The sequence below is a fragment of the Rhodococcus sp. 14-2483-1-1 genome (assembly GCF_002259335.1).
Taxonomy (GTDB): domain Bacteria; phylum Actinomycetota; class Actinomycetes; order Mycobacteriales; family Mycobacteriaceae; genus Rhodococcoides.
Window position 1 is genome coordinate 152,246 of sequence record NZ_NPFX01000007.1, and the last position, 20,358, is coordinate 172,603.

Sequence of the window (20,358 nt, forward strand, 5' to 3'; positions counted from 1 at the left end):
ACGACTTCCGATCAGCATATCGACCGACGGTGATGGAGGATGAACAGATGAACAAGGACGCGCAGGGACGGGCCGAGATCGCCGTCATCGGCGGCAGCGGCTTCTATTCGTTCTTCGCCGACGACGCCGAGGAGATCGTGCTCGATACGCCCTACGGAGTCCCGAGCGCTCCGATCACATTGGGCGAGGTGGAGGGTAGAGATGTTGCCTTCCTCCCTCGGCACGGGCGGAATCACGAGTACTCCCCGCACACGTTGCCGTACCGCGCGAACATGTGGGCGCTGCGGATGCTCGGGGTGAGTCGAGTGTTCGCGCCATGCGCCGTCGGATCACTGGTGCCCGAGTACGGCCCCGGCACCGTCGTGATTCCCGATCAGCTCGTCGATCGCACCTCCGGGCGAACGCAGACCTACTTCGATCAGGGCGGCATCCACGTCGAGTTCGCCGATCCCTATTGCGGGGAGTTGCGCAGGGCGGCCCTCCAGGACACCGCGATCGACGGCGGCGTCATGGTGGTCGTCGAGGGTCCGCGATTCTCCACTCGCGCGGAAAGCCAGTGGTTCGCCCGCCAGGGTTGGACACTGGTGAACATGACCGGTCACCCCGAAGCCGTTCTCGCTCGCGAGCTCGAACTCTGTTATGCACCGATCGCATTGGTGACCGACCTCGATGCCGGCATCGAATCCGGTCAGGGCGTCAAGGCCGTGGACGTGTTCGCGGAATTCCAGAAGAACATCGAACCACTCAAGACCCTCGTGCGATCGGCCGTTCGTGACGCTCCGACCGGTGATTGCCCTACGTGCCGCGTGCACACCGGGATCACCCTGCCGATCGAGCTGCCATGACACGGGTACTCCTCACCGGCGCAGCCGGATTCATCGGTGGCCACATCCTCGACGCCGCGCGAACCGCCGACCTCGACGTGGTCGGCGTCGACGCGATGCTCGAATCGGCGCACGGCCCCGGCGCGCATGCCGATGGGATCTTCGACCTCGATGTGCGAGACAAGGACGCACTCGTCGAGACACTGCGCGGAGTGGACGTCGTGTGTCATCAGGCCGCAGTCGTCGGAGCGGGCGTCGACGCCGCAGATGCCCCGGCGTACGCAAGCCACAACGACTACGGGACGGCAGTCCTGCTCGCAGCCATGTACGAGGCGGGCTGCACCCGACTGGTTCTCGCCTCGTCGATGGTCGTGTACGGCGAGGGGCGGTACCTCAATTCATCGGGCGAGACCGTCGTTCCTCGGCCCCGCTCCCGCGCCGACCTCGACGCAGGCATGTTCGACAACCGCGATCCCAGGTCCGGTGAGCCACTCGATTGGCTTCTGGTCGAGGAGGATTCGAGACTCGAGCCCAGGAGTACCTACGCCGCCAGCAAGCTTGCTCAGGAGAATTACGCCTCCGCCTGGGCAATTGCTACCGGCGGATCGGTGGTAGCACTGCGCTACCACAACGTGTACGGCCCGCACATGCCACGCAATACCCCGTATTCCGGTGTGGCAGCGATGTTTCGATCGTCCCTCGAACGCGGCCAGGCTCCGACGGTCTACGAGGACGGCAAGCAGGCCCGTGACTTCGTCCACGTTCACGACGTAGCGGCGGCCAACATCGCATCGATCTCGGCCGCACTGGACGGCTTCACCGCGCTCAACGTCTGTTCGGGACAACCGATCACCATCGGTGAAGTCGCAGGCATCCTCGCGGACGCGCGCGGCGGACCGGCGCCCGAGGTCACCGGACAGTACCGAGCGGGCGATGTGCGGCACATCGTCGCCAGTTCGGAACTCGCCGAACGGACTCTGGGATTTCGCGCGAAGGTCATGCCTCGCGAGGGCCTCACCGCATTCGCCGACGCACCGTTGCGCGACGCCGAGGGTACGGGTCCCCCTCGTGTCTGACCCGGGCTCGGTCACCGTCGTCGTTCCCTGCATGAACGAGGCCGAATCGCTTCCTGCAGTTCTCGATTCGATGCCGTCGGGGTATCGGACGATCGTGGTGGACAACAACTCCACCGACGACACCGCCGCCGTCGCCGCGGCGCACGGAGCCACCGTGGTGTCGGAATCGGTACCTGGTTACGGGGCTGCCGTGCACGCGGGCGTCCTCGCCGCCGACACCGAGATCGTGTGCGTCCTCGACGGAGACGGCTCGATGGATCCGGGTGACCTGCCGACGCTCGTGGCCGCATTGGATCACGCCGACCTCGCCGTCGGCCGTCGACGACCGGCCAGGGGAAGCTCACCCCTGCACGCGAGGATCGGCAATGCCGTTCTGTCCCTTCGACTCCGGACCAAGTACAAGCTTCCGGTGCACGATCTCGGCGCCATCCGCGCGGTCCGCCGCCAGGCACTGCTCGACCTCGGCGTCACCGACCGCCGCTCGGGCTACCCGCTCCAGCTGCTCGTGTTGGCAGCCGAAGCCGGGTGGACCGTTGCCGAACACGACGTGGACTACCGTCCGAGAACCGCGGGTACATCCAAGGTTTCGGGCTCGGTGAAGGGAACGATCGTCGCCGTGCGAGATTTCTGGAAGGTTCTTTCGTGATCGTCACCGCTCTCGTCGTTGCCAAAGCTCCCGTTCCCGGCCTGGCCAAGACACGCCTTGCTGCCACGATCGGGGATGCCGCTGCGGCCGAGCTGGCTGCGGCCTCGCTGCTGGACACCCTCGATGCCGTCTCCGCGGCCGACGTCGATCACCGCGTCGTGGCTCTCACCGGCACCCTTGCCGACGCGGCCCGCTCCGACGAACTGACTCGGGCTCTGGCGTCGTTCACGGTGATCACGCAACGCGGCGACGGACTGGGGGAACGGCTGGCGAACGCACACGCAGACGCGGCCACCGACGGAGCCGTCTTGCAGATCGGTATGGACACACCCCAGGTGACCGCGCAGATACTGTCCGACGCGGCCGCGCGGCTGGACCATGGCGACGTGCTCGGATCGGCCGAGGACGGCGGCTGGTGGGCGCTGGGCCTGCGTGACCCGGCCATGGCACGGGCCCTGCTCGACGTGCCCATGTCGGCACCGTCGACGGGCACCGACACACACGCCGCGCTGGCGGCCGCGGGGGCGTCGCTGACAATGCTCGAAGAATTGCGGGATGTCGATTTCGAGTCGGATCTGGACCCGGTATCCCACAAGTGCGCACCGGAGAGTCGGTTCCGCATTGCCGTCGACCGAATTCGATCGAAACAGGATTTCGAGTCCGTTACGTGAGGTTTGTTTTGCCCGAATTGGTTCTGTAAAGCCCGAAACTCCACATCTGTTGTGGAACAGCGCCTTCGATATGTCCTGATTGTCGAACCATCGACGACCAATATCGAATCGCAACAAAGCCGAATCACCGTTTCACGGCGATTTCACAGACACGGGTGCTAGAAAGTGTGTCATGACCGGGTTGTGGATAGTCGTTACCGTATGGATGGTGTGCGCGGCAGTCGTCGCCACCGTCCTCGGTCGCGTCGCGCGCCGGGGCGATTCGGAAGAATTGGGCTCGACTCTCGAGTGGGACATCGACACCCTCGATCACGAAGTACGGAACGACAACTGACGAAGCTCAGTCGACCTGTTCGACGAGCTCGGTGAGAATGCCGGCGGCGGCGGCCAATGTCTCCCGCTCCTGCGCCGTCAGGTTCTCCAACTGCTCGGCAAGCGCAATCTCCCGAGACGCGACCTCTTCCCGCGCGGCAGCAGTCCCGGTATCGGTCAGCTGCAGAACCACTTGCCTGCCATCCGTCGGGTGCGGTGCCCGAGAGATCAAACCGGATTCCACCAATGTGTGCGAGGACCGCGACACCGACGGTGGCTTTATTCGCTCCCGCGCCGCCAACTCACCCGTCGTCATCGGCCCTTCTCGCAGCAGAGTCGTCAGAATCGACAGCTGAGCGACGGGCAATCTGTCGCTGGAATGGCGCAGACGCAGCCTCCGATTCAGCCTCATCGCACTGACGGACAGATCCCTGGCCAGCCCGGAATCGGGTAGATCACTCACGTGTCCAGATTACGACATCGAGGTGCATTCGCCCGATTCCTCCGAAACAGCGGATCACTCAATGTATTACCCCTCGAACAAACCGCTGATATGGTTCCTGAGGTTGTCGGGGTGGGAGATCGAAATCGGGGGGACGTCTTGAGTCGCGTAGGTTCCAGAGCATTGACCATCGCTACCGTGACCTTGGCGGCGTCGCTGCTGGTCACAGGCCCCAATGCCATGGCGGATCCCAATGCGGTCAATCCCATCGCCGGGCTCAACGGCACGTTCGGGCTGCCGCAGCTGCACGGCCGAGCCCAGGCCGTCGCCCAGGTGACCGGCATGTCGAGCCCCAACAACACCCAGAACGTGAACATGATCGGCACCGATCTCGGAATCATGTGGGACAACGGCCGCGGAGAGGTGTTGACGGCATTCGGCGACACCGCGGGACTCGGGATACCCAACCTGCTGCAAGGCAGTCTGTGGTCGTGGCGCAGCAATGCCATCGTCCGCAGCACCGACCGCAACCTCGCCGACGGCATGAACTTCGACAGCATCGTGAAAGACCCGCTGGGCCAGACCAAAGAGGTCGTTCCCAGTCCCAAGATCCCGTTCGTCGAGATCAGTCGGATCCCGACGGCCGGCGTGGCCGTCGGCGACACCCAGTATCTGAACCTGATGTCGGTGAAGAACTGGGGTCCGGCCGGAACCTGGGAGACCAACTTCTCGGGGCTGGCGGTCTCGAACGACAACGGGGAGAACTGGGCACCGCTGCCGGAGACCCAGCGCCCCAGCGTCGGCGGCGACCGTAACTTCCAGCAGAGCGCATACCTGAAGGACGGCGGTTACGTCTATCAATACGGCACCCCGCCCGGCCGGTTCAACCTCGGCCACGTTGCCCGCGTGAAAGAGCAGGACATCGCGAAGCTCGGCGAATACGAGTACTGGACCGGCCAGGACTGGAAGAAGGGCGACCCGGCCGCGGCGGCACCCATCGTCGGCGGAGTGGGAGAACTCTCGGTCGCGTACAACGCCACGCTCGGGCAGTACCTGATGATGACGACCGACAATGCCAACTCGATCGTGCTGCGGCGCTCACCGTCACCGGTCGGTCCGTGGAGCGAACCGGAGGTTCTGGTCGACACCCGCGAGGTCAGCTCCATCTATGCGCCGTACATCCACCCGTTCTCGACCGGCCGAGACCTGTACTTCCTGGCCACCGTCTACCAGAACTACAACGTCCTGCTGCTGCGCACCACGTTGTAGTAGCCCCCACTAGGCTTCCGTGGGTGGACGCCGCAGAGTGGGATCGCAAGTACGACGGCCGAGAACTCGTGTACGGCGAGGCACCGAATGCGACATTGGTCGAGGTCGCGACAACGCTGAAGCGTGGTCGCGCACTGGATCTCGCGTCGGGCCAGGGTCGGAACGCCATCTGGCTGGCCACCCGCGGCTGGACCGTCGACGCGGTCGATTTCTCCTCGGTGGGGTTGACGAGGGCGAGTCGTATCGCCGCCACTGCACCCGCGTCCGTTCGCGAACGCCTCACCTGGATTCATGCCGATGTGACGCAATTGGCAACGGAACCCAACTATGACCTGGTTCTCATGTTCTACCTGCACTTGTCCCCGGAAGGACGACGGAAGGCCGTCTCGGCCGCAATTTCGGCGCTGAAACCTGAAGGAATCCTCATGATTCTCGGACACCACACGTCGAACGTCGAGTCCGGCATCGGTGGCCCACAGGAAATCGAAATCCTTTACACGCCAGACGATTTGGTCTCCGACATCGACTCCCGCCTGACCATTGTGACCGCCGAGAATCGGTATCGCGACGTGAGCGACGGCACTGCGATCGATGCACTGCTACTGGCGAGTAGGTCTGCCCTTGGCAGCGAAACGGATCGGGGGTAATATCCGTTAAGTTACCGACGAGTAGCTAACTTGGGCGGTACTCACGAGACCGCACCACCGACTGGAGAGCGAACGAGCAATGGGCCATTACAAGAGCAACCTTCGGGACCTCGAGTTCAACCTCTTCGAGCTGTTCGGCCTCGACGAGACACTCGAAGGCGACAACTTCGGCGACATGGACGGCGAAGTCGCCCGCGACATGCTGCGCGAGGTCGTGCGCCTGGCCGAGGGTCCGCTGGCCGAGTCCTTCGCAGACGCGGACCGCAACCCGCCCGTCTTCGATCCCGACACCCACAGCGTCAAGCTGCCGGAATCCTTCAAGAAGTCGTTCAAGGCGCTCTTCGACGGTGAGTGGTGGCGCGTCGGCCTCGACGAGGAAATCGGCGGCACCCCGGCTCCCCGCAACCTCCTGTGGGGCATGAACGAGATGCTCCTCGGCTCGCAGCCCGCAGCGTTCATGTACTCGGCAGGCCCCGGCTTCGCAAACATCCTGTACCACAACGGAACCGATGAGCAGAAGGAATGGGCCAAGGTCATCGTCGACCGCGGCTGGGGTGCCACGATGGTGCTCACCGAGCCCGACGCCGGCTCCGACGTCGGCGCGGGCCGCACCAAGGCCATCAAGCAGGACGACGGCTCGTGGCACATCGAAGGCGTCAAGCGCTTCATCACCTCCGCCGTCTCGGACGACCTGTTCGAGAACATCTTCCACCTCGTTCTCGCTCGCCCCGAAGGTGCCGGACCGGGCACCAAGGGCCTGAGCCTGTTCTTCGTTCCGTCCGTACTCTTCGACTTCGAGAAGGGTGAACTGGGCGAGCGCAACGGTGCTTTCGTGACCGGCGTCGAGCACAAGATGGGCCTCAAAGCCTCCACCACCTGTGAGCTGACCTTCGGTGGCCACGGCGTTCCGGCCAAGGGTTGGCTCGTCGGCGAGGTCCACAAGGGTATCGCGCAGATGTTCGACGTCATCGAGCACGCTCGAATGATGGTCGGCACCAAGGCAATCGGCACCCTCTCCACCGGCTACCTCAACGCACTCGATTACGCCAAGGAGCGCGTCCAGGGCGCCGATCTGACGCAGATGACCGACAAGACCGCGCCTCGCGTCACGATCACGCACCACCCCGATGTCCGCCGCAGCCTGATGCTGCAGAAGGCGTACTCCGAAGGCCTGCGCGCGGTGTACCTCTACACCGCCGCACACCAGGATCCGATCACCGCCAAGCAGGTCTCGGACGCCGATGCCGACATCGCGTACCGCGTCAACGACCTGCTGCTGCCCATCGTCAAGGGCGTCGGTTCGGAAATTGCCTACCAGGTGCTGGCCGAGTCGCTGCAGACCTTCGGTGGCTCCGGCTTCCTGCAGGACTACCCACTCGAGCAGTACATCCGTGACGCCAAGATCGACTCGCTGTACGAGGGAACCACCGCCATCCAGGCGCAGGACTTCTTCTTCCGCAAGATCGCCCGCGACCGCGGCGTGGCCCTGGCTCACGTTGCCGGACAGATCAAGTCGTTCATCGACAGCGAAGCAGGAAACGGCCGCCTCAAGACCGAGCGCGCATTGCTCGCCACCGCGCTCGAAGACGTGCAGGCCATCGTCACCTCGATGACCCAGCACCTCATGGGTGCACAGGACCAGCCCACCGAGCTGTACAAGGTCGGCCTGGCATCGGTGCGCTTCCTGATGGGCTTCGGCGATCTGCTCATCGGCTGGCTGCTGCTGCGTCAGTCCGAAATCGCCATCGCCGCACTCGACAACGGTGCAGAGGGCAAGGAGAAGGCGTTCTACGAGGGCAAGATCGCAGTGGCCTCGTTCTTCGCCAAGAACATCCTGCCGCAGCTCACCTCGACGCGAGCAATCCTGACCAACATCGACAACGACATCATGGAACTGGACGAAGCAGCGTTCTGATCCACTGACATTGCAACGGCCGCACCTGTTCACGGGTGCGGCCGTTGTTCGTTGTGTGCTGGGTGTGGGTTGCTCGCTCCCGACCAGTGCTGCCGCAAATGCGCGCGCGTTTGTCAGAGTTGCGGCGTCCCGAGCCCTCCTGCCATCGCAAATGCGCGCGCGTTTGTCAGATGCGCGCGAATTCGCCGAGTTTCTCAGGCGATTTCGCGAGCGTTCGGCAAATGCGCGCGCGTATGCGGGCCACACGGTGTACTCCGCGCGCTTCCCAGCGGTGGCGGCAGGGCAGCGGCCCGTTCTACAGCTCGGGCAACGCGCGCCACCAACTCTGCCGGATTCGCCAGGTCCGCCCAGGTCCAACGCACCACCGGATAGCCGAGATCGCGCACCGCGTCCTCCCGTATCTTCTCCTTGAACACCACGTCGCCGGGGTTCTCATCCGGTCGCAAGTACTTGGTGTACTTGGCTTTGCCATCGAACTCGCACACGACGACGCCGTTGACCAACCAGTCGATCCGTGCCACCGATCGCCTGCTTGGATCCAAGATCTCAACCTGAGACTCGACGTCGAATCCACTCTCGCGCAGGATGATTCGACTCTGAGATTCGCCAGGGTTTTCGCTGCGCCCGTCCATGAGATTCACGGCTCGCCGCGCCTGCGCCACACCTTTCCAACCCCGAGCCCGCTGCAACTCCGCGTCGAGCTCCCTTGGATCGCAGCGCTTCAGAGCCACGTCACCTGCGATAACCGCGGACAGCAGCGTCTCGGTTCGAGCAAGGTCGACCACCGTCTGAGCCAGCGAGGTCACCGAGATACCGTCGACTGTCACGCTCGATACCGACGGTGCACAGTGCACGGTCACCGCCGCGTTCGTACGACCACCGCCGCGGCGGTGTCGGGTGATGTGAACCTTGTCGAATCCGCCAGTGGGTAAGGGTAATCCGTGCAGCAGTGCAGCCGATCGGTGACTGACGACGTAACCCTCGGACAAGACCGGCAACAAAGCATCGATCAACAATCTGTGCCGCTCTTGTTCCGTCAGCGTGGCCAACCTCGACGACGGAACGTAGACGCCGTGCACAAAACGCTCCCAGCCACCCCGCTCGTACAGTGCGCGCAACTCATGATCGGCGCTACCGTCTGCCAGCGCTTCGGAGCGTCGAACCATTCGGTCGTCCTTCATCCTCCGAGTCTCGGCTATGCGTCGACACAGTCGAGCTCGAATGCTGCCGACTGTGCACAACTTCGGGCCTGTGGATGAATACAGGTACCGGCGTACCAGTTCGCCAGCTGTGTTGGTCGCGCAAACGCGCGCGCATTTGTCAGAAGCGCGCAGAATCGCACACCATTCGGGCACCATGTTGCGCGCGTTCAGCAAATGCGCGCGCGTTTGCGAAGAAGGCGGAGCTAGCGCAGGTCAACGAGCGAACGAGGCCACACCGAGCACGTCGCCGCCACACCATCAGGCGCGCTGACCCGGCGAAGCGTCGGCGGCCGACTTCACAAGACCGGTCCGACAAACGCGCGCGCGTTTGTCAGGTGCGCGCAGAATCGCACACCATTCGGGCACCATGTTGCGCGCGTTCAGCAAGTGCGCGCGCGTTTGCGAAGAAGGCGGAGGGGCGAACGGACGACCGGCGATGGGTGAACAGGCCGAACGAAGTCGAACCAGAGATTACTGCTGCAGTTTGCGGAACTTGCTGCCGTGGAACACGATTGGGTTCACTTCACTCTGCACATCCAGGGAATGTATGCGCAGCAACACGATTAAGTGGTCGCCCGCGGGGATCTGCTGGTCGATGGTGGTGTCGAGCCACGCTGTTGCACCCACGATGAAGGCTGCTCCCCCGTCCGTGACGGTGAGATCGAGACCGGCGAATCGGTCACCGGTCTTGGCCGCCAGCGTACGAACAGCATCGTTGTGCGCCTCACCGAGAACGCTGACGCCGACGTTGGGTGCCAATTCGAGTTTGGGCCACGTCGTCGACGTGTTCTGAATGCAGACAGCCACCAGAGGCGGATCGATGGACACCGAAACGAAGCTGCTCGCTGCCAACCCCACCAGAACGCCGTCGATCTTCGCGGCGATCGCCACAACGCCGCTGGGGAACTGCGCGTACGCCTCACGCAGCGTCTGCTGATCGAGGACGGTACGTGTGAGCGTCATCGGCAATGCTCCCTTTCGGTGGTCGAGTGCAGTGAAGCACCTGTGCTGTGCAACCCCCGCACGGGCACATTCATTTCGAGCAGTACCCTGCTACCAGCAAACACCCGATCGGGCGGCGACGCCACAGTCCGACTCGAGGTGATTCGAACTGTGTCCTCGCAGCTCGGGCGTCACTCATCCGGTTCCGGCTCCGGCGCAGGGTCGGGTCGAGGTGCAGGCGAAGGGTCCGGGCGATCGGGCTGGACGCATTTCACGATCGGAATCGGGTCGTACTTCACCGTTCTCGTGTTCCGCGACAATTCCCTGCCCGACGCGGCATCGCTGATCACCTTGGTGTCGCTGGCCGTGAATCCCGGTCCTCCACCCGATGCGACACAGCCTGCGCCGGCGGGCAGCGTCACCGTGTTGGGTGACGTGGGGTTGGTTCGCGACCCGGTGATGGATTCGACGTCGACGGTCTTCGTGCCCCACAGTCGAACGGTGACGCTGGACGAATCGGCGAACGATTCGATGACCACGCCGGTGTCGTTGGGGTTGGTGAACTTCAGATCGATCGCACCCTCGAAGACCGTCGCCTCGCGGGCCTCGGGATACCGGCTGATGTAGTAGCTGTGCTCGGTGTGATCGGTGTCTTCCATGCCGGCGAAGTAGGACGCGTTGTACAGCGTCGTCGCGAACTGGCTGATGCCACCGCCGACGGCGCGATCGGGTCTGCCGTTGTCGATTATCCCCGACTCGACGAAGCCCTGCGCCGTACCTCGCGGACCGGTATATCCGTTGAGCGAGAACGTCTCCTTCGGCTTCACGAGCGCACCGTTGACAATTTGCGCCGTCAGCCCGATGTTGACGCCCGACGCGTACTCGAACCCGCCGGTGGTGTACTCGGCGATCACTTCTCGCACACCGAGATTCTGCGCGGCCTCGGTGGTGAGAGCGGGCGGAGCCGGTTCGTAGATCGCCTCGGTGGTGCGGGGGCCGTCCGCAGACAACAGTGCGGGCAGCTGCTCGAGAGTCTTACGCCACTCCACGAGCTCACCCATCACCCCGGGCACGACGGTCGGCGCACCGCCGGAGAACGTGAACGACGCGTCCTTCGGCGGTACCTCGGTGCGAACGAGTTGTGGTGCCAATATCCCCGTGGCGACATCGGTGTCGTAGATCGGAGTCAGCCCGCCCTGGCCGTCCGGATCGAAGCGCAGAATCTCGCCCACGCGGTCGGTCGGCAGCGTCGCATCGACGTTCTCGCGACCGGCGATGATCACCGGTGCCTCGACAGCGGGAACAGCGATATCGGCCAAGGCTCGGTCGACCGCGTCCTGCGTCACCGATACGGGGGTGGACTCGTAGACCACTTCCGTTGCCCCCGAAGCCCATTCGGTCTGCAGATTTCGACGCGTTCCGTCGGCATCCAACACCCGACCCTCGAGTGGTGCAACAGCAACAGGAGTGACACCGTCGAACACGACGTCGCCTTCGACGGGAGCACGATCGGTCTCGGCGCGGAGGCCGTCGATGGCGACGTTCAATGCTTGCTCGTCCGTGGTCGATACGACGCCGATCTCGCGGCTACCGAAGAAAGACGTCAGCCGGGTGATCGGATTGATCGGCTGAGACCCCGCGCGGTCCAGCGTCGCATTCCAGTCCACCCCGAGACCGGCAGCGGCAGGGAGCACGTCGACCTGCCGATCGCCGACGTCGACCTGAACGGGCTGCTCGGCGCGAGGGCCGAGTTCGGAGCGCAACGTGTCTTCGGCGTCGGAGTGAGCTTTGCCGCCGACGTCGATTCCGGCAACGGTGACACCACGGGGCACACGGTCACTCGAAGTGAACCAATCCGCGGCATACAGCAGTGCGAAGACGGCGAACACTGCACCGGTGCCGATAGCAATCTTCCGCCACGGCGGCGTGACGCCTGCTCCATCTGTCTGCGCGCTACCGTCGCTGGGAGGAATCGAGGGTGGTTCCGCAGGAGACTCGGGCTGCTCCGCAACTACCGGCTGCTCAGGGACAACGGGCTGCGCCACGGTCGGAGATTCGTCCGCGGCCGGCGCCTGTTGCGGGGACGAGGTCGACGAATCGGCCTCGACTTTGTCCGTCGGACCGGCCGATTCGAGGACCTCCGTGGTGGCGGAATCAGTGGGGACGGAATCTGTGGTCAAGGCTTCGTGAACAGGTGATTCTGTGGCGTCCGTGCCCTCGACATCGGCCGCGGGGTCGACCGTCACGTCGTCGGACAGGCGATCGGCTTCGGACGTCGGCTTCGACATGTCATCACCGACAGCTCCGAATGCCTCGGTGGGAGCGTCGTACGGCGGTGTGTCGGGATGAGTCTCGTCGCCCTTCGGCGCATCGCCCGACCTACTCTTGCCCTCGCTCACGTTCGACCCTTCCAGGACCACCGTTCGATGAAAGTTCCACCCGTGGACACGGAGTACCCCGCGCACGAGCTTACGCAAACCGAACGACGACGCTCACTCGGCGATGTTCGGTATCCGAACGAAGAAAGGCTCCGCGCTGCTGCCGGGTCGGGGGTCAGGCAGCAGCACGGAGCCACCTGGAATATATGCACTCTTCGACCGCGCGTTACACCGAGTAAAAAAATGTCTCGTCAATTCATTCGATTGAATGATCCACGGGGCGTCGAGCTGTCACCTTGCCCGACGGCACGAGTCCAGTGCCCCGTCCTGACCAGGGCGAGCGTGAGCAGAAGCCGATCTCGCGGATCGGTCAGATCGTGCCCGGTCAACTCCTCGATCCGACGAACCCGGTAGATCACCGTGTTTCGGTGGCAGTAGAGCGCCTTTGCGGCATTGGTCGGCGAACCGTCGGAGGCAAGCATGTGCGCCAGGGTGTCGAGCAGCGTTCCGCGATGCGGCTCCGGGTGCGTCCACAAACTGCCGAGAGCGTGGCGCACGAGCAACTCCGACGATTGATGGTCGGCAGCCATGATCACGCGGGGCAGACGCTCCGTCGCCAACGCCACGCCGCTGCCCTCGGTGATGGTCTCGGCCGTCAACGCCGCCAATCGGTACGCCGCCGCGAACGAAGACACGCCTTCGGGTGAATGCGCGACGCCGACCGGCCCCACGGCCTGCGCCGCAAGGGAATCGACGACGGAATTCCACGACCCGGTTCCGAGAGCCACGAGCGCGAATTGATGGCCGTCCCTGGTGTTCCAATGCGATACCGCGCCTATCTGATCCAACGCATCCTCGGGCGCAGGCAGCGGCGGCGATCCCTGATCGTCGAGTGGACCGACGACACACGCAATTTGCTGTGACGCCGAAAGTCCAAGTGTGGCACGAGTTTCGATGACGAATGCCGGATCTCCACCACGCCCCGATCGAAGACCGTCGAGAATTTCCAGGACGTTGGCGAGGTCCCGCTGCTGCATTCGGGCGCTCTCCTGCCGGTACGCCTCGACCAGAGTTTCGTACTGGCTGTCCAGCGCACGCCACAACTGCTGACCCGCCACCAGAAGCAGATGCTCGTCGATGCTGGATCGGCATTGTTCTCGCTCGAGCATCAACTCCTCCCAGAGCGTTCGGCTACCGAGCGTGTACGCCTTGAGGACCAACTCCATCGGAATGCCTTGGCGAGCGCGTTCCCTCCCGGTACGACGCCACACCTCACGGGTGTTGTCGTTCGCGGCCGGCAGCCCGGACAACGTGCGAAGACCCTGACCGATGTGCTCGCGGGTACTGCGCCTGATCTCGCCGGCGATGTCCGGAGCGGAGCTGGCCAGGTAGGCGGGTTCCTGCTCGATGAGCGCCAACGTGATGGAGTCGGCGATCGTGTCGGCTCGTGGCGTCAAGGCCGCCCATGCGCTTCGGATCTTCTCCTGATCCGAGGCCGTCACCGCGCCTCGGGCAGCGGATCGCGCCGATGCGTGTCGACCACCAGGAGCACCCACCCTCACAGTTTTGCGCACAGAGCCCACATCACAGGGCGATTTGACCGGTACTGGTGCCCAGCGACCCAAAGATTCTGTGCGCAGCGCCCATATCGCCCGTTGTGCGCGACGCACCATAGTGAACGCAACAGATTGTGAGGTGCGTCACTTGAACTCTCTCGACACGATGGACCCGGTTCTCACCATGAAGGACGTCGACGTGTCGTTCGGCGGAATCGTCGCGCTCTCCGGAGTCAGTCTCGACGTGCGCCCCGGCGAAGTCCTCGGCGTCATCGGACCCAACGGGGCCGGCAAGACGACCCTGTTCAACGTTGCGTGCGGACTCGTACGCCCGCAATCGGGCACACTCGGCCGACACGGCAAAACGTTGCCGAGACTCCGACCACACGACCTCCCCCGACTCGGCATGAGCAGAACTCTGCAGGGACTCGGCTTGTTCGATCGGATGACCGTTCTGGACAACGTCATGGTCGGTGCCGACCGAACGGCTCGAACCGGAGTCCTGGCCGGCCTTCTCGGGCTGCCGTCGAGCGCCTCCGACGACGCTGTGGTCCGATCGATCGCGATGGCCATGCTGCAGCGATTGCGCATCGACGACCACGCCCACCGCTTGCCGCCGAGCCTGCCGTACGCGGTGCGCAAGAGAGTCGCGCTCGCGCGGGCTCTCGTCAGCGAACCGACACTGCTCCTGCTCGACGAACCCGCCTCGGGACTGTCCAGCGACGAAATGAGCGAGCTCGGCAACGAGATTCGTTCTTTGGCAGCAGTTTCCACCGATTCCGATCCGGAAAGGCCTGCCACATCGGTCATGCTCGTCGAGCATCACATGGACCTCGTGATGAGTGTGTGCGACCGGATCTACGTACTCGATTTCGGCAAGGTCATCGCTCAGGGCACGCCCGATCAGATCCGCGAGGACCCCGCCGTGCTCGCTGCATACCTCGGAAACGAGGTGGCACATGATGACTGACGCGGCACACCTGAAGATCACCGACCTCACGGTGCGTTACGGTCCGGTCACCGCCCTCGATTCGGTGTCGATGACCGTCGCGGCCGGGGCGATCACCGCCGTTCTCGGAGCCAACGGAGCCGGAAAGACGACACTGCTTCGCACCATCTCCGGCCTCATTCGGCCGGTATCGGGACGCATCGATCTAGCGGGTGTCGACGTTGTCGGCGTGGCACCGGATCGCATGTCTCGCAAAGGACTTGCGCACGTCCCCGAGGGTCGTGGAGTGATTGCCGAACTCACCGTCGACGAAAATCTTCGACTCGGCGCGTTGGGACGCAACAGAAGTCACGACGCCGTCACTCTCGATCGGATCTACGAGATGTTCCCGCCCCTGACCAACCGCCGAGCGTCTTCTGCGCACACCCTGTCCGGCGGGGAACGGCAGATGCTGGTGATCGGTCGAGCTCTGATGGCGACACCGTCGGTCCTTCTTCTCGACGAACCGTCTCTCGGGCTCGCTCCGAAAGTCGTCGCGCAGATCTTCGAGACGCTCCGTGCACTCGTCGATTCCGAATCCATGACCGTCGTGCTCGTAGAACAGAACGCGCGGAGCGCGCTGTCGATCGCCGAGCACGCCGTAGTCCTGGATCTGGGCAAAGTCGCGATGGAAGGCCCCGCCGACACCCTGGCCGGGGACGACGCCCTCCGACACGCCTACCTCGGGTTCTAGAGCAAGCCGAAAGGACGCCTGCCACAGTGCAACAGCTGCTCACCATCCTCATCAACGGCGTGACGACCGGCATGATCTATGCCGCCTTCGCGCTCGCTCTCGTGCTCATCTGGCGATCGACACGCATCGTCAACTTCGCCCAGGCTCCGATGGCCATGATCACCACCTACGTTGCACTCGTCGTCATCGACGCCGGGTATTCGTACTGGATCGGGTTCGGAGTCGCACTCCTCAGTGGCCTACTGCTGGGAGCGTTGATCGAACGACTCGTCATCCGGTTCGTCGACAGCTCCTCGCACATCAACCCGGTGATTCTGACGCTGGGACTGTTCATCATCATCCACGCGGTGGCAGCCATCATCTTCGGCAACCAATTCCGTTCCTTCCCAGCTCCGTTCGGACTCACAGGCCAGCGAATCGGGGAGATCAACGTAGCGCTGACCGGGTACGACATCTTCAAGATCATCGCCGTCCTGGTGGTACTGGCCCTGCTCATCCTGTTGTTCCGCTTCACCGATCTGGGGCTGAAGATGCGGGCGAGCGCCTTCGAGCAGGAGGTCGCCAAACTCCTGGGAGTACGCGTGAGCCGAATGCTCACCCTCGGTTGGGCTCTCGCCGCAGTCGTCGGATCATTGGCAGGCCTGCTCATCGCGGGAGGTTCGTTGGTGCATCCGGGTTACATGGACTCGATCGTCGTATTCGGTTTCGTCGCTGCAGTTCTCGGTGGCCTGGACAGCCCGGCGGGCGCGGTGGTCGGCGGCTTGCTGATGGGCATCGGACTCAGCTTCGTCAGCGGCTACCTCGGCCAGGATCTGGTCTCCAGTGCGGCATTGGTGATCCTGATCGTCGTACTTCTGGTCCGCCCGAGCGGATTGTTCGCCAGCGCAGCAGCCAGGAGGGTGTGACATGAACGCGGTTCTCACTCGTCTCGCTGCAACTCCGGTTCGACGTCACTTCCTCTGCGCTGTCATCGGACTCGTCGTCATCGTGCTCGCACTCGAATCACTGAGCACCTTCCGCCAGAGCCAGCTCACCTCGGTTGCCTACCTGGCGATCGCGGCCGGCGGCCTGACCGTGCTGACCGGGTTGAGCGGCCAGCTCTCCCTGGGACACGGTGCGTTCATGGCCGTCGGCGCATACACCGCAGCGTTGATGCTGCGGGCCAACGATTCGGGATGGTCGGTGCCCCTCGTTCTGCTTGCCGCCACCGTGATCTCGGCGGTGGTGGGTGTTGTGGTGGGAGTGGCCGCCGCCCGGTTGCACGGGCCGTACCTGGCCGGTGCCACGCTGGCACTCGCCGTTGCCGTACCGGGCCTGGCCCTGTACTTCTCGGACTACCTCGGCGGAGAACAAGGCCTCGTCGTCCCGGCGCCGAAAGTGCCGGAGCTGATCGACGACGTGATGTACTTCGTCACCGGAAACGAGCTCAGCGGAACGAAATTCGTCGCCTACGTCAGTTGGGTACTGCTCGTCCTCGTGTTCTTCCTCCTGGCGAACATCTCTTCGAGCCGAATCGGACGCCGCTGGCGGGCCGTCCGGGACGACGAAGTGGCCGCCGAACTGGCCGGCATCGACCTCGGGCGCGCACGCATTCTGGCGTTCGTCGTCAGCGCGGCCTGTGCGGGCGCGGGCGGTGCTGTTCTGGCGATGTCGGCCCGGATCGCGGCACCGAGCGGATTCACGCTGACACTCTCGCTGACGCTGCTCTCGGCCGTCGTCATCGGTGGGCTCGGAACGCTGTCCGGGGCATTGATCGGGGCAATACTGCTGACCTACATCCCGCCGGTGGTCACCAACCTCGGACTCGATCTGGGGCTGAGCAGTCTGCAATCCGCCGAACTCGCACCACTGGTGACCGGAATCTTCACCGTCCTGGTCATCCTGTTCGCCCCACTGGGTCTGGTGGGCACGTATCGAAGGTTGCGTTCAACCAGAAAAGAGATGAAATGAAGAAGTTCGGATCGGTGGCGGTCAGAACGACCGCGCTCGTCGCCGTCGTCTCGTTGGCCGCAGCGTGCGGTGCAGGCGGTAGAGACGAGGCGACGGAATCCTCGGAAGGCTCGACGGTCGGCATCACCGACACCTCGGTGAAGATCGGTGCCCACTTTCCGTTGACCGGGGTCGCAGCACCCGGCTACAGCGAAATCCCCACGGGCGCACAGGCGTACTTCGACTACGTCAACGCCGCGGGTGGCATCAACGGTAGGCAGATCGAGTACGTGGTTCGAGACGACTCGTACGATCCGACCACCACCACCCAGGTCGTCAACGAACTCGTGCTGCAGGACGAGGTGTTCGCCGTCGTGGGCGGACTCGGCACGGCGACCCACAGCGCGGTCATCGACTTTCTGAACGAAGAGGGAGTACCGGATCTGTTCGTCTCCTCCGGCGCGATCATGTGGGGCAACGATCCGGAGAAGTACCCGAATACCTTCGGCTGGCAGCCTGATTACCAGGTCGAGGGCAAGATCATCGGCGACTGGGTGACGAAGAACCGGCCCGACGCCAAGGTGGGCCTTTTCCTCCAGGACGACGACCTCGGCAGAGACAGCGAGGAGGCTGTGCGCCAGTATCTCGACGACCAGATCGTCGAGGTCGTGCGCTACACCTCGGGCAACACCGACGTCGCACCGCAGATCGCGGCCCTGCAGGGTGCCGGAGCAGATCTGATTCTCGGCTTCAACGTGCCCTCGTACACCGCGCTGAGTCAACTGACCGCCATGCGGCTCAACTACGACCCCGAGTGGTTCTACAGCTCGATCGGTTCCGACGTGGACCTCGTCGGCTCCCTGCTCGGGCGCTTCTCGCAGGGTGCGGTCACCGACGGCGCGCAGTCGCTCGAAGGCATGATCTCGCTGGAGTACATCCCGGGCGTCGACTCCCCGGAGAATCCGTGGACCCAACTGTGGCAGAAGGTCTGGGCGGAGAACGGAACCGGTGACCCACTGACCAACTACCGCATCTACGGTCTGAGCCAGGCATACGCATTCGTGCAGGCGCTGGAGGCGGCAGGCGAGAATCCCACTCGTGAAGGCATCGTCGCGGCAATCCAGGACGGCGGGATGGACTTCGAGGGACCGCAGTTGGCCCCGTTCCGGTACTCGGATTCGAGTCACCTCGGAATCTCCGGTGCCAGTGTCTTCCAGATTCGCGGCGGAGTTCCCGAGTACCTGACTCCGGTGCTGCAGACCGACATCGGCGACTCGGCCGTCGAGGAATACACCGGGGCGGAATCGACCCCGCCGGAAAGTGGCATCCCCGGCTGATCCGACGAGAGAGGGCACGCAGAGATTACTCTGCGTGCCCTTTTCTCACGTAGTGGTCGGCAGATCCGAGAACCCCTCGATTACCGGATCCGCCGACCCTGTGTCCCCCGAATCGTGAGCAGCCGAAGCTGCAGTGATCAGCGCTCGATGATGGCCGTGACGCCTTGGCCACCGGCCGCGCAGATCGAGATCAGGCCACGGCCCGAGCCCTTCTCGGCCAGCATCTTCGCCAACGACGCCACGATGCGTCCGCCGGTCGCGGCGAACGGGTGGCCCGCGGCGAGCGAGGATCCGTTGACGTTGAGCTTGCTGCGATCGATGGAGCCGAGTGCGGAGTCGAGACCCAGACGCTCCTTGCAGTACTCGTCGCTCTCGAATGCCTGCAGAGTTGCGAGTACCACCGAAGCGAACGCCTCGTGGATCTCGTAGTAGTCGAAATCCTGCAGCGTCAGGCCGTTGCGCGCGAGCAGACGCGGAATCGCGTAGGTCGGAGCCATCAGCAGACCGTCCTTGAACGAGCCGTTGCCGTGAACGTAATCGACCGCTGCGGTCTCGGAATCGACCAGGTGCGCGAGCACCGGGAGGTTGCGCTCGGCAGCCCACTCGTCGCTCGACAGCAGTGCAGCCGACGCACCGTCGGTGAGCGGCGTCGAGTTACCGGCCGTCATGGTGGCGTCGCCCAGCTTGGTGCCGAAGACCGGCTTGAGCGTGGCCAGCTTCTCGACGGTCGATCCCGGACGCAGGTTGTCGTCGCGCGTGAGACCGAGGAACGGCGTCACCAGATCGTCGAAGAATCCGCGGTCGTAGGCGGCTGCCATGTTCTTGTGGCTCGCTGCGGCCAGTTCGTCCTGGTCCTCGCGGCGGACGCCGAATTCCTTGGCGGTGATGGCGGCGTGGTCACCCATGGACAAGCCGGTGCGCGGCTCGCCGTTGCGCGGGATCTCGATGCCGAGCATGCCGGGACGGACGTTGCCGAGGAGCTTGATGCGATCGCCGGTGCTCTTGGCCCGGTTCAGGGAGAGCAGGAACTCGCGCAGTTCGTCGTTGACGCCGATCGGTGCGTCGGACGTGGTGTCGACACCGCCGCCGATACCGGCATCGATACGGCCCGATGCGATGGCGTCGCCGACCGCGATGATCGACTGCAGGCCGGTGCCGCAGGCCTGCTGGATGTCGAAGGCCGGGGTGTACGGGCTCAGCGCGCTGCCGAGCACGACCTCGCGGGTGAGGTTGAAATCGCGCGAATGCTTGAGCACGGCACCGGCGGCGACGAGGCCGAGGCGCTCGCCCTGCAGACCGAATCGCGACACGAGACCGTCGATGGTGGCAGTGAGCATGTCCTGGTTGGACGCCAGCGCGTACTTCTTGTCCGAACGCGCGAACGGAATGCGGTTGCCACCGACGATTGCGACCGGTCGTAGCTGCTTGCTTGTCACTGACGTCTCCAAACATCGTCCCCAGCATGTGGGGAATGGCCCTGGTGGAGTTTCATCTTACTGGCGAGTAAGTTGGTTGTCGACACCCGGTCGT

19 protein-coding genes are annotated in these 20,358 nt (G+C 64.1%); 13 read left to right on the plus strand and 6 right to left on the minus strand.

Annotated elements, in window-relative coordinates; translation table 11 throughout:
- Positions 1–47: 47 nt before the first annotated feature.
- The 5 genes from CH294_RS07125 to CH294_RS27400 all read left to right on the plus strand — a co-directional run bounded on the left by CH294_RS07125 (position 48) and on the right by CH294_RS27400 (position 3,551).
- A complete protein-coding gene (locus CH294_RS07125; RefSeq protein WP_032405817.1) occupies positions 48–845 on the plus strand; it encodes an S-methyl-5'-thioadenosine phosphorylase in 798 nt (265 codons plus the stop codon).
- Positions 842–1,900: an NAD-dependent epimerase/dehydratase family protein gene (locus tag CH294_RS07130; protein ID WP_094737472.1), complete on the plus strand. Its 1,059-nt coding sequence runs from the start codon at positions 842–844 to the stop codon at positions 1,898–1,900. Before CH294_RS07125 ends, CH294_RS07130 begins: the two co-directional genes overlap by 4 nt.
- Positions 1,893–2,546: a glycosyltransferase family 2 protein gene (locus tag CH294_RS07135; protein WP_094737473.1), complete on the plus strand. Its 654-nt coding sequence runs from the start codon at positions 1,893–1,895 to the stop codon at positions 2,544–2,546. The genes CH294_RS07130 and CH294_RS07135 overlap by 8 nt, the downstream gene beginning before the upstream one ends.
- Positions 2,543–3,217, plus strand: coding sequence for a DUF2064 domain-containing protein (locus tag CH294_RS07140; RefSeq protein WP_094737474.1), 675 nt, complete (start codon positions 2,543–2,545; stop codon positions 3,215–3,217). Before CH294_RS07135 ends, CH294_RS07140 begins: the two co-directional genes overlap by 4 nt.
- A gap of 172 nt (positions 3,218–3,389) precedes the next feature.
- A complete protein-coding gene (locus tag CH294_RS27400) occupies positions 3,390–3,551 on the plus strand; it encodes a hypothetical protein (RefSeq protein ID WP_165712864.1) in 162 nt (53 codons plus the stop codon).
- Between the two features lie 6 nt (positions 3,552–3,557).
- Here the strand turns inward: CH294_RS27400 and CH294_RS07145 are convergent, their stop codons facing one another.
- Positions 3,558–3,992, minus strand: a complete 435-nt coding sequence (locus CH294_RS07145) for a MarR family transcriptional regulator (RefSeq protein ID WP_094737475.1) — start codon at positions 3,990–3,992, stop codon at positions 3,558–3,560.
- Positions 3,993–4,211: 219 nt separating this feature from the next.
- Here CH294_RS07145 and CH294_RS07150 point away from each other — a divergent pair, with 219 nt between their 5' ends.
- From CH294_RS07150 to CH294_RS07160, 3 genes are all read left to right on the plus strand, one after another.
- A complete protein-coding gene (locus CH294_RS07150; protein WP_230592733.1) occupies positions 4,212–5,240 on the plus strand; it encodes a DUF4185 domain-containing protein in 1,029 nt (342 codons plus the stop codon).
- Positions 5,241–5,263: 23 nt separating this feature from the next.
- Positions 5,264–5,887, plus strand: a complete 624-nt coding sequence (locus tag CH294_RS07155; protein WP_094737476.1) for a class I SAM-dependent methyltransferase — start codon at positions 5,264–5,266, stop codon at positions 5,885–5,887.
- A gap of 79 nt (positions 5,888–5,966) precedes the next feature.
- On the plus strand, positions 5,967–7,802 hold the full coding sequence (locus CH294_RS07160; protein WP_094737477.1) for an acyl-CoA dehydrogenase: 1,836 nt from the start codon (positions 5,967–5,969) through the stop codon (positions 7,800–7,802).
- A 194-nt stretch (positions 7,803–7,996) separates the two neighbouring features.
- Here the strand turns inward: CH294_RS07160 and CH294_RS07165 are convergent, their stop codons facing one another.
- The 4 genes from CH294_RS07165 to CH294_RS07180 form a co-directional block, all read right to left on the minus strand.
- Complete coding sequence (locus CH294_RS07165; protein WP_094737478.1) at positions 7,997–8,983, minus strand: hypothetical protein; 987 nt, start codon at positions 8,981–8,983, stop codon at positions 7,997–7,999.
- 492 nt (positions 8,984–9,475) lie between these two features.
- A complete protein-coding gene (locus CH294_RS07170; protein WP_094737479.1) occupies positions 9,476–9,967 on the minus strand; it encodes a flavin reductase family protein in 492 nt (163 codons plus the stop codon).
- A gap of 170 nt (positions 9,968–10,137) precedes the next feature.
- Positions 10,138–12,345: a VanW family protein gene (locus CH294_RS07175; protein ID WP_094737556.1), complete on the minus strand. Its 2,208-nt coding sequence runs from the start codon at positions 12,343–12,345 to the stop codon at positions 10,138–10,140.
- Between the two features lie 230 nt (positions 12,346–12,575).
- On the minus strand, positions 12,576–13,880 hold the full coding sequence (locus tag CH294_RS07180; protein ID WP_249305121.1) for a helix-turn-helix domain-containing protein: 1,305 nt from the start codon (positions 13,878–13,880) through the stop codon (positions 12,576–12,578).
- 148 nt (positions 13,881–14,028) lie between these two features.
- Between CH294_RS07180 and CH294_RS07185 the strand changes: the two genes are divergently transcribed.
- Genes CH294_RS07185 through CH294_RS07205 form a run of 5 tightly spaced genes read left to right on the plus strand, consistent with a single transcriptional unit; the run spans position 14,029 to position 18,828 of the window.
- Positions 14,029–14,850 (plus strand): ABC transporter ATP-binding protein, encoded by an 822-nt coding sequence (locus tag CH294_RS07185; RefSeq protein ID WP_249305123.1) that lies wholly within the window; start codon positions 14,029–14,031, stop codon positions 14,848–14,850.
- Positions 14,843–15,562: an ABC transporter ATP-binding protein gene (locus CH294_RS07190; RefSeq protein WP_094737481.1), complete on the plus strand. Its 720-nt coding sequence runs from the start codon at positions 14,843–14,845 to the stop codon at positions 15,560–15,562. Before CH294_RS07185 ends, CH294_RS07190 begins: the two co-directional genes overlap by 8 nt.
- A gap of 26 nt (positions 15,563–15,588) precedes the next feature.
- Complete coding sequence (locus CH294_RS07195) at positions 15,589–16,467, plus strand: branched-chain amino acid ABC transporter permease (protein WP_032405283.1); 879 nt, start codon at positions 15,589–15,591, stop codon at positions 16,465–16,467.
- 1 nt (position 16,468) lies between these two features.
- Positions 16,469–17,512 carry a branched-chain amino acid ABC transporter permease gene (locus CH294_RS07200; protein ID WP_032405282.1) on the plus strand — a complete coding sequence of 348 codons (1,044 nt, stop codon included), beginning with the start codon at positions 16,469–16,471 and terminating at the stop codon, positions 17,510–17,512.
- Positions 17,509–18,828, plus strand: coding sequence for an ABC transporter substrate-binding protein (locus tag CH294_RS07205; RefSeq protein WP_032377571.1), 1,320 nt, complete (start codon positions 17,509–17,511; stop codon positions 18,826–18,828). The genes CH294_RS07200 and CH294_RS07205 overlap by 4 nt, the downstream gene beginning before the upstream one ends.
- Before the next feature lie 137 nt (positions 18,829–18,965).
- Here CH294_RS07205 and CH294_RS07210 read toward each other — a convergent pair whose 3' ends face one another.
- Entirely contained in the window at positions 18,966–20,264 is a 1,299-nt protein-coding gene (locus CH294_RS07210) for an acetyl-CoA C-acetyltransferase (protein ID WP_032377570.1), read from the minus strand.
- Positions 20,265–20,358: the final 94 nt, after the last annotated feature.